At 39.2% G+C, this 13,490-nt stretch carries 16 protein-coding genes and 1 riboswitch; of the genes, 13 read left to right on the top strand and 3 right to left on the bottom strand.

Annotated features, from left to right (window positions below; all coding sequences use genetic code 11):
- Positions 1 to 61: 61 nt before the first annotated feature.
- The 7 genes from ACQ5H4_RS20580 to ACQ5H4_RS20550 all read left to right on the top strand — a co-directional run bounded on the left by ACQ5H4_RS20580 (position 62) and on the right by ACQ5H4_RS20550 (position 5,714).
- Positions 62 to 436 (top strand): DnaJ family domain-containing protein, encoded by a 375-nt coding sequence (locus tag ACQ5H4_RS20580; RefSeq protein ID WP_430776835.1) that lies wholly within the window; start codon positions 62 to 64, stop codon positions 434 to 436.
- 162 nt (positions 437 to 598) lie between these two features.
- Positions 599 to 1,393, top strand: a complete 795-nt coding sequence (gene motA / locus ACQ5H4_RS20575) for a flagellar motor stator protein MotA (protein WP_430776834.1) — start codon at positions 599 to 601, stop codon at positions 1,391 to 1,393.
- Complete coding sequence (gene motB / locus ACQ5H4_RS20570) at positions 1,386 to 2,186, top strand: flagellar motor protein MotB (protein WP_430776833.1); 801 nt, start codon at positions 1,386 to 1,388, stop codon at positions 2,184 to 2,186. Before motA ends, motB begins: the two co-directional genes overlap by 8 nt.
- Before the next feature lie 468 nt (positions 2,187 to 2,654).
- Positions 2,655 to 3,752 (top strand): carbohydrate kinase, encoded by a 1,098-nt coding sequence (locus ACQ5H4_RS20565; RefSeq protein ID WP_430776832.1) that lies wholly within the window; start codon positions 2,655 to 2,657, stop codon positions 3,750 to 3,752.
- Positions 3,753 to 3,765: 13 nt separating this feature from the next.
- Positions 3,766 to 4,680, top strand: coding sequence for a pseudouridine-5'-phosphate glycosidase (locus ACQ5H4_RS20560; RefSeq protein ID WP_430776831.1), 915 nt, complete (start codon positions 3,766 to 3,768; stop codon positions 4,678 to 4,680).
- Positions 4,681 to 4,991: 311 nt separating this feature from the next.
- Entirely contained in the window at positions 4,992 to 5,198 is a 207-nt protein-coding gene (locus ACQ5H4_RS20555) for a hypothetical protein (RefSeq protein WP_119706719.1), read from the top strand.
- Between the two features lie 254 nt (positions 5,199 to 5,452).
- Positions 5,453 to 5,547, top strand: a riboswitch (cyclic di-GMP riboswitch).
- Positions 5,548 to 5,579: 32 nt separating this feature from the next.
- Positions 5,580 to 5,714, top strand: a complete 135-nt coding sequence (locus tag ACQ5H4_RS20550) for an anti-repressor SinI family protein (protein ID WP_430776830.1) — start codon at positions 5,580 to 5,582, stop codon at positions 5,712 to 5,714.
- Between the two features lie 130 nt (positions 5,715 to 5,844).
- Here ACQ5H4_RS20550 and ACQ5H4_RS20545 read toward each other — a convergent pair whose 3' ends face one another.
- A complete protein-coding gene (locus ACQ5H4_RS20545) occupies positions 5,845 to 6,174 on the bottom strand; it encodes a helix-turn-helix domain-containing protein (RefSeq protein WP_066052684.1) in 330 nt (109 codons plus the stop codon).
- Positions 6,175 to 6,748: 574 nt separating this feature from the next.
- On the opposite strand from ACQ5H4_RS20545, the gene map reads away from it, so the two are divergent.
- The 3 genes from map (at position 6,749) to ACQ5H4_RS20530 (ending at position 9,081) form a co-directional block, all read left to right on the top strand.
- Positions 6,749 to 7,501 carry a type I methionyl aminopeptidase gene (gene map / locus ACQ5H4_RS20540; RefSeq protein WP_430776829.1) on the top strand — a complete coding sequence of 251 codons (753 nt, stop codon included), beginning with the start codon at positions 6,749 to 6,751 and terminating at the stop codon, positions 7,499 to 7,501.
- A gap of 49 nt (positions 7,502 to 7,550) precedes the next feature.
- Positions 7,551 to 7,739 (top strand): hypothetical protein, encoded by a 189-nt coding sequence (locus tag ACQ5H4_RS20535; protein ID WP_430776828.1) that lies wholly within the window; start codon positions 7,551 to 7,553, stop codon positions 7,737 to 7,739.
- Between the two features lie 361 nt (positions 7,740 to 8,100).
- Positions 8,101 to 9,081 (top strand): HD-GYP domain-containing protein, encoded by a 981-nt coding sequence (locus ACQ5H4_RS20530; RefSeq protein ID WP_430776827.1) that lies wholly within the window; start codon positions 8,101 to 8,103, stop codon positions 9,079 to 9,081.
- 382 nt (positions 9,082 to 9,463) lie between these two features.
- Here ACQ5H4_RS20530 and ACQ5H4_RS20525 read toward each other — a convergent pair whose 3' ends face one another.
- Positions 9,464 to 9,688 carry a DUF1128 domain-containing protein gene (locus tag ACQ5H4_RS20525; RefSeq protein WP_119706724.1) on the bottom strand — a complete coding sequence of 75 codons (225 nt, stop codon included), beginning with the start codon at positions 9,686 to 9,688 and terminating at the stop codon, positions 9,464 to 9,466.
- Positions 9,689 to 9,834: 146 nt separating this feature from the next.
- Here ACQ5H4_RS20525 and ACQ5H4_RS20520 point away from each other — a divergent pair, with 146 nt between their 5' ends.
- Genes ACQ5H4_RS20520 through ACQ5H4_RS20510 form a run of 3 tightly spaced genes read left to right on the top strand, consistent with a single transcriptional unit; the run spans position 9,835 to position 11,498 of the window.
- Positions 9,835 to 10,320 carry a low molecular weight protein-tyrosine-phosphatase gene (locus ACQ5H4_RS20520; RefSeq protein WP_430776826.1) on the top strand — a complete coding sequence of 162 codons (486 nt, stop codon included), beginning with the start codon at positions 9,835 to 9,837 and terminating at the stop codon, positions 10,318 to 10,320.
- A gap of 1 nt (position 10,321) precedes the next feature.
- Entirely contained in the window at positions 10,322 to 10,648 is a 327-nt protein-coding gene (locus ACQ5H4_RS20515; RefSeq protein WP_430776825.1) for a YtxH domain-containing protein, read from the top strand.
- Positions 10,649 to 10,673: 25 nt separating this feature from the next.
- The gene (locus ACQ5H4_RS20510; protein ID WP_430776824.1) at positions 10,674 to 11,498 is read left to right on the top strand and encodes a YihY/virulence factor BrkB family protein; all 825 of its coding nucleotides are present in this window, start codon (positions 10,674 to 10,676) and stop codon (positions 11,496 to 11,498) included.
- 27 nt (positions 11,499 to 11,525) lie between these two features.
- On the opposite strand, the gene ACQ5H4_RS20505 is transcribed toward ACQ5H4_RS20510, so the two are convergent.
- Positions 11,526 to 13,445, bottom strand: coding sequence for a heavy metal translocating P-type ATPase (locus tag ACQ5H4_RS20505; protein ID WP_430776823.1), 1,920 nt, complete (start codon positions 13,443 to 13,445; stop codon positions 11,526 to 11,528).
- Between the last annotated feature and the right edge of the window lie 45 nt (positions 13,446 to 13,490).

The following is a 13,490-nucleotide window of genomic DNA, read 5'->3' as shown; positions in this document are numbered from 1 at the left end:
ATGATGGAAAACTCCCTCGCTTTCCACTATACAAGGTTTAATAAGGGAAGGAGGGATGTTCATGGATTTTTCTCGAACTATGTCGGAGGAACGCATTCGTAAGGCGATTGAAAATGGTGACTTCGATCATTTACCTGGCTATGGGAAACCATTAAAACTCGATGATTTATCTGCCATTCCAGAAGAACTTCGTATGGCATATACCGTGTTGAAAAATGCGGGATATTCTCCGGAAGAATATGCACTCAAGCAGGAAATGATGTCTATTGAATCACTGTTAAATGCCTGTGATGACGATAAACAAAAACTTGGTCTTCAGAAAAAGTTAAACGAAAAGATGCTGCGTTATAACAGTATGTTATCCAAACGCCGCGTGAACACAAACTCTTCTATCTTTAAAAATTATGAGCAAAAAATAAATAAGAAGTTATTTTAATGCCTAAGGAAACCCTTGGGTATTTTTTTGTTCTATCTTCCGACATATTTTTTTACATATTCTCTTAAAAAAATGGCTACATAGCCGAAATAAATAGTAATAGGTTGATAGAAATAGGACTTCTATCACGAAGATACTCAGGAAAAGACAGGAGAATGAAGTATGGATAAAACGTCGGTAATAGGTGTTGTCATCGGAGTCGTAGCTGTACTAGTGGGGATGTTCTTTAAAGGCGTTAGCCCCGTGCAGCTTGTGAATCCTGCGGCACTTTTAATTATCTTGTTAGGAACGGTAGGGGCCGTGACAATTGCATTCCCAACAAGTGAAATCAAAAGAGTACCCAAGCTTTTCGGAAAGCTTTTTAAAGAAGACAAGCTACCAAACCCAGCAGACTTAATTAAAATGTTTTCTGATTGGGCGCAGCTAGCTCGTAAAGAGGGGCTATTAGCTCTAGAGTCAAAGACGAATGAAATCGACGATGATTTCTTGAAAAATGGATTATCGCTTGCTGTTGACGGACAAAGTGCCGACTATATTCGCGACGTGCTATCGGAAGAAATTGAAGCGATGGAAGAAAGGCATCAATCTGGTGCACTAATTTTTACTCAAGCAGGAACGTACGCTCCAACTCTTGGGGTACTTGGTGCAGTAGTAGGTTTGATTGCTGCCCTTGGATACATGAATGATATTGAGGGACTAGGTCACGCGATCAGTGCTGCCTTTATTGCCACTCTATTAGGGATTTTTACCGGTTATGTATTATGGCATCCCTTTGCAAACAAATTGAAGCGTAAGTCTAAGCAAGAAGTGAAAATTAAACAAATGATGGTAGAGGGAATTCTATCAATACTAGAAGGAGAAGCTCCTCGAGTAATTGAAACAAAACTAGCTTCGTACCTACCTGGCAGTGAAAAGAAGAAGTTCTTAGCGGCGACAGGAGAACCGGCAAATGAGTAAGCGCCATAAGAAGCATCATCATGAGGAGCATGTGGACGAATCTTGGTTAATTCCTTACGCTGACCTTTTAACTCTGTTGCTAGCTTTGTTTATCGTATTATTCTCAATGAGTTCGTTGGATGCGAAAAAGTTTCAAGCAATGGCAGAAGTGTTTAATGCTCAGTTTACAAGTGGAACGGGAATATTTGAGTTTCCAAGCCCGATTCCAGAAGAAGGGGCAACTGCACCAGACGAGCAGCAAAATGACTCTGAAAATACCGAACAATCTCAGGCACAATCTCAAGGGATGACCGAAGAGCAAAAGCAGCAACTAGTTGAACAAGCAGAACAGGTAGAGCTTCAAGCCATTCAAGCAAAGGTGAACGAGTATATAACCACTAAAGGGCTAGAGGACAAACTTGAAACCACTCTCGAAGATGACGGTTTACACGTAACGATACGAGACAACGTTTTATTTGAATCAGGAAGTGATTCTGTTAGAACCCAAGATTTAACCATTGTAAGAGAGATTTCAGATTTACTCGTTATGGATCCAGCACGAAGTGTTATTATCAGTGGACATACAGATAATGTTCCGATAAAAAATGCACAGTTCTCATCTAACTGGGAGCTAAGCGTCATGCGTGCCATTAATTTTATGAAAATCTTACTTGAAAACGACAAGCTTGATCCAAGTTGGTTTAGTGCGAAGGGATACGGAGAATTCCAACCTATCGCTTCAAATGAAGATGCCGCTGGAAAAGCGAAAAATCGTCGTGTAGAAATTTTAATTTTACCAAGAACGGCAGACTGAGCCTACAATAGGTTCAGTCTTTTTCTATTTTAAAAATAAAAAAGGGTCACTCCAAAAAGAGTGACCAAAAAGAGATACAAGGGATTATTCATTAGGAAGCGCTTACAAGAAATACCAAAAAAAAATCTAATCGTTGTTATTATCAGGTTGTGGTACTTCCGGCTTACACATTCGATCCATTAAAATCCCAGCAAAGAGTATGCATGCAATTGGAATGGTAAAATTCAAGATGTGAACAACGGTCATGGAAATACCTCCTTCACACATGGTTGAATCTACTTTAATTATAGTGTTTTTTCACAAAAATGGCAAACAAATTTCATAAATTATACAAATTTAGCAATTGACAACAATCAGGATTCAAGAAATTAGATATATTTTTCCAGTAAGTGAGAATAATAAAGGTAGTAAATGGTTAAACAAAAGTTTATAATAAAGACAAATGTCTATATTATCATGAGGTGAATTATGAGTGATAAGGAAGCAACGATACTTGGACTGATTAAAAGAGATCCATTTATATCTCAAAATGAGTTGGCGGAAAGGACGGGCTTATCTCGTTCAGCTGTTGCTGGTTATATTTCTTCTCTTACAAAGCAAGGAAAACTATTAGGTCGGGCCTATGTATTACCTAATAAAAAACAGGTGATTTGTATAGGTGGAGCTAATGTAGATAGGAAAATGCAAGCGATCGATAAGCTGCAGTTAGGAACATCCAATCCTGCTAGCACTAGTAATTCTTGCGGAGGGGTTGCAAGGAACATTGCCGAAAACTTGGGAAGACTAGGATTAGATGTTTCTCTTATGAGTGTTGTAGGTGATGATCATGAAGGGAAATGGTTACTAGACTATACTAGGGCATACGTTGATATAGAGCCTTCGAAAATTCTCCCAAATGAAGTAACAGGAACGTATACGGCTGTTTTAGATGTGGATGGGGAAATGGCGGTTGCTCTAGCAGATATGGGCATTTATGATTCTGTCGATTTAGAGTTTGTTGAAAAACGCTGGGGTTTTCTTGCATCAACAGAGCTTGTGATGCTTGATACAAACTTCCCTTCTGACGTACTCGCAAAAGTAATTGATCGTTGTAGAGAAGAAGCGATTCCACTCGTTATTACTCCTGTTTCAGCTCCAAAAATTAAGAAGTTACCACAAAATCTTGATGGTGTGGCCTGGCTAATAGCAAATAAGGACGAAGCAGAGGCTTTAGCGGAGATACAAATTAAAGACGAAGGTGACTTTTTTAAGGCGGCAGAAGCAATTATGAAAAAAGGCGTTGAGAGAGTTGTCATTTCTCGCGGAGACAAGGGACTTATTTATTTTACAAAGACAAATGAAGCGGGTGTACTGTTACCGCCAAAGGTAGATGTTGTAGATGTAACGGGTGCAGGAGATGCGCTGGTTGCAGGAATTGTCTATGCCTATTTACGCGAGTTAAAAACAGAAGATGCCTGCAAAATTGGAATGGCGTGTTCCATGCTAACTTTAGCAACCGAGGAAACGGTTAACCCGTCATTGAATCATCAACAGCTACAAGAAGCTTTTCAACATAATTTCCACTAAGGAGCAAACAAATATGGAAAAATATTTAGAATACTCACAAGAAGTTTTAGAAGCGAAAAGAAATAATGTACCAGTCGTGGCATTAGAGTCAACGATTATCTCTCACGGAATGCCGTACCCACAAAATGTACAAACGGCAAAGGAAGTAGAGGATATTATTCGTAAAAATGGTGCGGTACCAGCTACGATTGCTATTTTAGACGGAAAAATAAAAATAGGCTTATCAGACGAAGAGTTAGAAATGCTTGCTACCCGAAAGGACATTGAAAAGGCGAGCCGTAGAGATTTACCATACCTAGTAGCGACAAAGAAAAATGGAGCAACAACGGTAGCAGCAACGATGATTTGTGCAGAGCTTGCTGGAATTGAAGTGTTCGTAACTGGTGGGATTGGTGGAGTTCACCGTGAAGCTGAAGTAACGATGGATGTTTCAGCAGATCTTCAAGAACTCGCTCAAACCAATGTGGCTGTTGTGTGCGCAGGTGCGAAGTCTATTCTTGATATTGGTTTAACACTAGAGTATTTAGAAACCCATGGGGTGCCAGTGGTTGGCTTTGGTACTGATGTTCTTCCAGCTTTTTATACAAGAACAAGCCCTTTCCAAGTGAACGTTCAAGTGGAAGATGAAAAGGAAGCAGCGAGCATGATTCGTACAAAGTGGGAATTAGGATTGAACGGTGGAGTGGTGATTGCTAACCCAATCCCGGAAACAGATGCTCTTGAAGAGGAATTTATCAATGGTGTGATTGAAACGGCATTAACAGAAGCAAAGGAAAATGAGATTGCGGGTAAAAATGTCACTCCATTCCTTTTAGCAAAGGTAAAAGAACTTACAGAAGGAAGAAGCTTAGAAGCAAATATTGCATTGGTTAAAAATAATGCTGATGTTGGATCAAAAATAGCAGTTCAACTTAACACTCTATCTTAAAAATATTTTTGAGGAGTCAGTCTCACAAGGACTGATTCCTTTTTTTTTTGCATAAAAATAGTACTAGATTTACAAATTCCGAAAACGTACACTGTAACGAACGATTTGTTCTTAAAAAAATTATAAATGTAAGAAAGAAGGAGAAAAGAGCTGAAAACTAAAGGGAAGTGTTCATTATAACGAAAAAATGGTCATTTTAGAGTGTTTAGTTTACCCTCACTTCCGTCTAAAATAAAAGTAAATTATTCTTTATATAGAACGAGAAATAATAGAATAAGAAACGAAAACTATTAGAATAGTAGGTGGCGGGAATGTACCGGAAAAACTGTGACAAATGTTATCGTCCATCATACAGCAGTTCGGAAGCAGGGGAATGGATCTGTCCGATATGTGGTCATAATCTAACAAAGTTACCTTTTTTTGATGCAGTTACACTTGAAAGGGTACATGTAAATATCATTCCTATCCAAAGAAAATTAAAAGCATATGAGAATCAAAAACTAGGAATAAAGACTTAATCATTAAAAGTCAGAAAATTTTTAAAATGATTTCGACAGTGGGCGACATGAAGACTTATGATTTTTGTGCTTGATCTTACAAATGTAAAAAAATGTATGAATTCTTTAGGGCTCAATTGTTCTTTATGAAGGTCCTTGTCGAATAGTGTAACTAATTAGTTGGGAAAGTTTTTAAGTGTATGACAGATTTTTACACAATTTACTAAAAACGAGTAGTAAAATGATTGATAAGTGAATCACATGGGAGAGCAAACCACAGAAAAAGGCAAACCTTCTGAAAAGGGGGGACGCAAAGTCGCAGGTCTAAGGTAGTTAGAAGTTTTTTTGCTAAGACGGCTGGACTGCCTGGAATACGATCGTATTTTAGGGGGAGATCGAGGAATGTTGGAAACGAGTGAAGTGACGTTAGAAGAGCTAGACTATGAGTGGATGATGTTAATTCTTGAAGCAAAAAAGTTGGGTTTAGAGAAAGATGAGATTAGAAGATTTTTAGGTGAGAATGAAATCAGAGGATAAAAAGAAACTAGCTTACATAGCAGGTTGTTTCATACATAGAATGAAAGTATTTCTGTTAGGGTCGGACCGTATGGGAATGCTTTTTATTTTGGAAAAAAAGACAAAATCACCTGGATTTTGTCTTTTTGTTTTAGTTATTATTTGATTGATTACTTCTCCATTTATTAAACTCAAGAAACTCTTTAAACTGATCCTTTGAAACCCCAGAGTTCATAGCCTCTTTCACAAGCTTCATCCAGTCAGAGTCTAGTTCATCTTTATTTGGATGTTCGTGTATAAGATGGTCAACTGGTACATGAAGGACAGCTGAAATTTTCTCGAGAAATTGGATAGACGGATTTGTTTGTAAATTTCTTTCTAATGAACTTAAGTATGATTTCGCGACACCAGCCTGTTCAGCTAGCTCAGACATGGACATTTTCTTTTCAAGACGAAGTTTCTTAACACGATCTCCAATCATCTAGATCACTCACCTATCTCTCTGTATGAATTCATAATAGCAAAAAAAATTCGTTAGTTCCATATTCAGAACGAAAATAGTAGGTTCCGTTCTTAAAAATTCTTTAGTTAGTCACAAATGGATAGTTTTTACGGTTCTAGTGATTAAAAGCTGATAAACAACTTTTAACCCTTCTATGTAGCATTATACACAATACCATTCGTATTGAAAGTGATAATTGTGGCCGTAACTAAAAAATTCCCACTGTCCACCCCAGACGCACAAAACCACCCCATCTGTCCACGAACGGTGACAGACGCCACCAAAAGACAGAATGCCCCATTTTGTCCACGGAGGGTGTCTGACACCCTCTTATACCCGGGATGGGGGTGGGTGAAACCTATTTTTTTTGTTCGACAAATTCTTTTTTTGTGTTTGTTGATTTTAAAGGGGGGAAGGGAATTCAATCAAACGTTTGATTGACTATTGTTTGAGGTTATCTAACAAAATTAGACATAGGAATGCTTTGCTAATATAGACCGATAGAGAGTACAATATAGACTATACATTATTGGGATTTGGGGAAGTGAGATAAATGATTGTATTAAAATCACCTCGTGAAATAGAGGCCATGAAAAAAGCAGGGGAGCTTCTGGCTGCTTGTCATAAAGAAATTAAAAAAATGATCCGACCAGGAATAACAACTTGGGAAATTGACCAGTTTGTTGATAAATATTTAGCACAGCATGGTGCAATTGCTCAGCAAAAGGGGTATAGAGGTTACGAATACGCCACATGTGCTAGTATTAATGATGAGATATGTCACGGCTTTCCGAGAAAAGACCCTCTAAATACAGGGGACATTGTTACAATAGATATGGTTGTCAATGTGAATAGCGCCTTAGCAGACTCTGCGTGGACATATATCGTTGGAGAAGCTTCTGAAGAAACAAACCGTCTTGTAGAGGTAACTAAAAAGAGCTTATACAAAGGAATTGAAGCAGCCGTCGTAGGAAATCGAATCGGAGATATCGGACATGCGATTCAAACCTACGTGGAAGGAGAGGGATTCTCGGTCGTAAGAAACTTTATTGGTCATGGAATTGGCCCCTCCATTCATGAAAAGCCGGATGTTCCACATTTTGGACTACCAGGAAAAGGTCCTCGCATAAAAGAGGGAATGGTATTTACGATCGAACCGATGGTTAATATTGGAAGCTATGAAACGAAGATGGATTCCAATGGTTGGACCGCTCGTACTGTGGACGGAAAAAACTCAGCTCAATTTGAGCACACCATTGCCATCACAAAGAATGGTCCGATCATTCTAACAGATCAAGGTGAATAATCAATCCATATCAACACAAAACTATATGAAGTAAGATGGAGGAAGACCCATGACAGAAAACCATGAAACAGAAAAAAAGAAAATAAGCTTACAAGAAGCCATTAAGCAACAACTAGAAAAAAAGAAAAGTCAGCAAGCAGGAGGGAAAGCTAGCGCCAACGGTCCTGCAACAACGAAGAAAATGAAAAGCCAGCAAACCAAAAAGGTGAGCAATCAACGCCGTAAAATGGGTGTGTAATTAGGCAGGACCTAAAATAGGGAACAACACGTAACTCGTGCTGTTCCCTTCTTATTCTAAAAAAACTTATTCCTCATCTTGTACTTCTCCATCGCCAATCTCATCTTCTCCTGGTGCGTCGTCACAAGCAACAACAGACGTCACTAGAAAACCAGCAAGTAAAACCATAAGAAGTTTACGTATCATTCAAACATCCCTCCTTTCAAAATATGGATAACTCCATCATATTATTTGAAGGTCCCACCCAAACTATTCCCCTATCAATCCTATAGAAGAAGCGAAACTTAGGAGTAAAGGGCAATAGGAATGCTGACGAACAATTTGTATACTAAAGGTAATAATGAGTGTAGAGGGAGTAACCATGAGATTAATTCGAATTGATGAATATGAGCCACGCACCATGCAGTTGGCCAAACCGATTTTTGATCGGCAGAAAAGGGTCCTCCTCGCAGCAGGACGTTCGATCCATCCAACATACTTGCAAAAGTTAATCGATCTTGATATTCGATATTTATTTATAGAGGACGCACAGTCATTCGGAATTTCTATGGAGGAGATGCTCGATGTTCCGACATGGGTGGATGCAGTAGATGTACTACAAGCGGTTTATAAAGCCGTAGAGAAAAAGGAAGAACTTCCGATTCGACCGATTCAACAGCTCGCGATTAAGTTGGTTGAGGAAGTAAATAAAAGAAAAGCCATTCTTTTAATTCCGGCCTCTTCATTAGCGGAAGATCTACGCGAGTATGCCCACTCGGTTAATGTCACACTTCTTGCGTTGCAAATCGCGAAAAAATTTCAAATTTCTCAAATGCAAATTCGTGATTTAGCAGTCGGTACATTACTTCATGACATAGGAAAGGTTCTAACCCCTTTGGAGGATGATCATCCGAGGGTAGGGTTCGAATATTTACGAAAAACAAGAGAAGTGAGTTTGCTTTCTGCACATGTTGCCTATCAGCACCACGAAGCCTTTGATGGTAATGGAGTACCTAGAGGGTTACGTGAAAAAGAGATACATGAATTTGCCCAAATCTGCAGCATTGCGAATTTTTACGAGAATGCATTATCGAAAAAGGGGATTCCTCCTCATGAGGTGATGGAGTATGTAATGACAAAGAGTGGAACGCTTTTTAGTACGGATCTGGTCAAACGATTTGTCCAAGAGGTACCACATTTTATTCCTGGCACGAAGGTCATTCTAAATAATGGGCGAAAAGCGATTGTCACGAAAGTAAAAGGAAATCTTCAAAGACCGTTCGTACGATACTTAGATTCAAATGAAGAAGTTTCGTTAGGGGAAAATCACACATTACTTATCACAGAAGTGTTGGACCAGTAAAAAAAGAGGCGGGGCACAACGGCTGTTGTCCCTCCTTCATTTGATATACAATTTATCTGACAAAAAATATCTAAGAAATAAGCGGAGATTTTTCCGTTAGACTGCACAGTAAAGCTCTGTTCAGGGGATATAAGCGGAGGTTTCCGATTAAGCAGAGTAAAATCACCCATTTTTACGTTTTTTGAGTAAATAGGCGGAATCTTTCCGTCTGTTTAAGCTATTTTGAGTGCAATTTTCTAATCTAAGAGGAATTTCTCCGCTTAATGTTTAAACCATGCTGATTCCCTCATCTCTAGGAACCAAAAATGGATATTAAAAATGGCTCAGTATAGTAACCTGAGCCATGCAGTACAAAAGGGGCCGTTTTAAAAAAATCGGCGCATTATTGTTTTCTTAGATTCCCTAATTCCTCCGCAAGTGCTTGCGTTTCACTAGGGCTAAATGAATCTCTTTTCATGACTAGGTCATAAATTTCTTTTAGCTCTTCATACATATTTTCATCAAAGTGTGATGGTTTGATGGCACCTAAATTTAATACCTTTAACTTTTCTTTTATTTTCTCAATCATATATTCCACGTTTTCTACTGATTTCTCAGATAAGTTCATTGTTCGTTCTCCCCTTTTTCTTCAAGCTTGTAAAATTATCTTTCCATGTTCCCCTATAAAAGTCAAATGAATTTCGGCAACTTCTTTCCTGAAAGGTTGAAAAGCCGTTCCTTTTCCTACAAAATGTAGAAAGGAGGGAAATAGTTATGGTTAAAGTATTATTTGTGTGCCTCGGGAATATTTGTCGTTCACCAATGGCAGAGGCGATGTTTCGTGATTTAGTGAAAAGGGAAGGATTAGAACATAAAATAACGGTTGACTCTGCGGGTACGGGAGATTGGCATCTTGGGAAGCCTCCTCATCAGGGAACACAGGATATATTAAGTCAGCATCAAATTAGTTTTGAAGGTCAGGTGGCGAGACAAATCGCTGAAGCGGATCTGAACGAGTTTGATTATATTGTGGCAATGGACTCGCAAAATGAAAAAAATATACATAAGCTGAATGCTCTTCAGTCGTCTGCCAAAATTGTAAAATTACTTGATTATGTTCCGGAGGCAGAAAAAGTGGATGTTCCAGACCCGTACTTTACCGGGAACTTTCAAGAAGTGTTTGATTTATTAAAGATCGGCTGTGAACGTTTATTAAAAGAAATTCAAACGAATGAGAATGCAAGCTGGGAGGGAAAATGAGATGAGTGGAACAAAAAAGTTTTGGACAGGTGTCCTTTGGGGAGCTCTTGCCGGAGGGGCAATCAGTTTACTCGATCGTGACACCAGACAGGCTGTTGTACAAAGCTGTAAAAAGACAAGTGGGGAGCTATCCTATTATATCAAGCACCCAGATGAAGTGGTCGAACAGGTGAAGGATGCGACAACAAAAATTCGTTCAACCGTAGAGCAAGTGAGCGGAGACATTTCTTTTATCGCTGACAAGGTCGAGGAACTTCGCGAAGTAACACCAGCCGTAAAGGGGATTGTCAAGGAAACAAAAGAAGTTTTCCAAAACGAAGAAGAATAGTTCATCGTAAAGAAGGGGGAATGGAATGGTTATTAATCTAAGATTTCTTACCTTACTTACAAAAAGAGTATTGCAGGATGATGTATTTGGACTGGCTGCACAGCTAGCCTACTTCTTTCTGCTTTCTTTATTTCCACTGCTCATATTTTTAGCGACGCTGATTTCGTTTTTACCCATTTCTCAACCAGAGCTCTTAGGATTTATAGAAGATTTTGCTCCAACTGAAACCTTTACACTGATCGAAACCAACTTAAACGATATTATGGAAAAAAGGAACGGGGGATTGCTCTCTTTCGGGATCATTGCCACCATTTGGTCAGCATCTAATGGAATTAACGCCATTGTTCGAGCATTTAACCATGCGTATGATGTCAAAGAAAGTCGGTCCTTTTTCGTCGCAAGGGGTATGTCTATCTTATTAACCTTTGCGATGATTTTTGTCTTTATTGTTGCTTTGTTGCTTCCTGTTTTCGGAAAGCAAATCGGCATATTCTTATTTTCTGCATTTGGTTTATCAGATGAATTTTTGTCGATTTGGATTGCGTTTCGATGGGTGGTTAGTTCCCTCATTTTGTTTACGGTATTTGTTGGTCTGTACTGGATCGCACCAAATAAAAAATTTAAGTGTGTCCGTGCGGTACCTGGGGCCATTTTTGCAACCATCGGGTGGGCACTCGTTTCGCTTGCTTTTTCCTACTATGTAAGCAATTTTGGTAATTACTCGGCAACCTATGGAAGCATCGGAGCGATCATCGTATTGATGATTTGGTTTTATATGTCCGGAATTATTATGATTATTGGTGGAGAAATTAATGCACTTTATAGCAAAATGAAGGACGAAGCATGTTAAAAAGCCGGGGATGATCCCCGGCTCTTTCTATGACTTTAATAAACGTAAGCTGTTCAAAATAACAAGAATCGTACTACCTTCATGTCCGATGACCCCAAAAGGAAGGTCTAAAAATTGGAGGAAGTTTGAAGCAATTAACAACATGATGACAGTGATCGAAAAAATGACATTTTGTTTGATAATCCGATTCATTCTTTCAGACAGTGTAATGGCTTCGGCAATGCGAGGAAGATCGTTCTTCATTAACACGATATCAGCTGTTTCAAGTGCAACATCGGAGCCTTCACCCATGGCAATCCCCACATTAGCGGTGGCTAAGGCAGGTGCATCATTGATCCCATCTCCAACCATGGCAACAGTACCAAAACGCTTTCGAATTTCTTTTAATTTTTCCACCTTTGTTTCTGGCAGGCATTCAGCAACATATTCATTTACATGACTTTCGCCAGCGATCGCTTCAGCGGTTTTCTCACTGTCGCCTGTTAGCATGATCGTATAGATCCCTTTTGCTTTTAATAAATCAATGGCCGCTTTTGTTTCCTCACGTACCACATCCTTTAATGCAATAAGGGCAACAAGTTTCTCATTTTGATTGACAAAAACAATCGTTTTTCCTTCAGATGCAAGCTGTTTAGCTATGCCTTTAGAAAAGCTTTCTGCCTCTATCTTGCCAACAAAGTCAGCTTTACCAATTTTCCAATCCATCCCGTCAACACTTGCTTTTATACCATATCCCGATACATCTTCAATGCTATCAGGATGATTGAGCGTAGCTCCTGTTTCTTTCTTAACATAAGTAACAATCGCCTGAGCTAGTGGGTGATTCGAATGATTCTCAATAGATGCGACTGCTTGTAAAAGAGGCTGCCTTTCCATACCTTCGACAACAATGATATCTGTTACCTCAGGCTTCCCTTTTGTAAGTGTTCCAGTTTTATCAAAGGCAATGGCTTGCAGATGGCTAAGGTTTTCTAGATGAACCCCCCCTTTAAAAAGGATGCCGTGCTTCGCGCCATTGGAAATGGCCGATAGTGTTGCCGGCATGATCGACGCAACTAACGCACAAGGAGAGGCAACCACTAGTAAAATCATGGCCCGATAAAAGGTTTCCGTCCAACTCCAGCCAAGAACATAATGAGGAACAAACATCATAAGAACAACAACCGCAAGAACGACTTTTACATAGGTCCCTTCGAATTTTTCAATGAAAAGCTGAGAAGGTGATTTTTCGCTTTGTGCGGATTGAACCAATTGAATGATCTTTTGAAATAAAGTTTCGCTACTTGGCTTCGTGATCTCAACGGTAAGAGATCCATTTACATTCACCGTACCTGCAAATACTTCTTCGCCGATTCCTTTACTTACAGGAATCGATTCTCCAGTAATCGCCGCTTCATCTAAGTTTGATTGACCTTTAATAATTTTCCCGTCTGAAGGAACACGTTCACCAGGTTTGACTAAAATATGATCGCCGATACGAAGCTCACTTACATGAACCGTTGTCTCATGATTCCCGCGGATAAGGAGTGCCTCTTCAGGCTGAAGTTCCATTAAAGCGGAGATCTCCTTATGGCTCTTATTCATGGTATACGTCTCGAGTGCTCCACTCATCGCAAAAATAAAGATAAGAATGGCACCCTCTGTCCAATAACCGATAATCGCTGAACCAATCGCAGCAAAGATCATCAGCATTTCAACGTTCAATTCCTTGTCTGCAATCGTATCCTCTATTCCTTCCTTCGCCTTAGCAAATCCACCGATCACAAAAGCGAACAGAAAAACAACAATAGAAGCAGCTGACCAATCCATTTTTTCTAATATCCAACCAACCGCAATGAGAACACCACTAGTAATAGCAGCAATTAATTCAGCATGCGGCTTCATTTTTTCAAAAAAGCTTTCATTTGCTTCAATAGGTCTCTCTAAAGCCTTTAATTCTGTATTCATATTCTCTCCTCCATTCGTCTAATTGAGAAAAATAATCAAAGTCAT

Source organism: Bacillus coreaensis (assembly GCF_050586445.1).
GTDB classification, from domain to species: Bacteria; Bacillota; Bacilli; order Bacillales; family Cytobacillaceae; genus Robertmurraya_A; species Robertmurraya_A coreaensis.
This window is presented reverse-complemented; position numbering and strand designations above follow the sequence as displayed.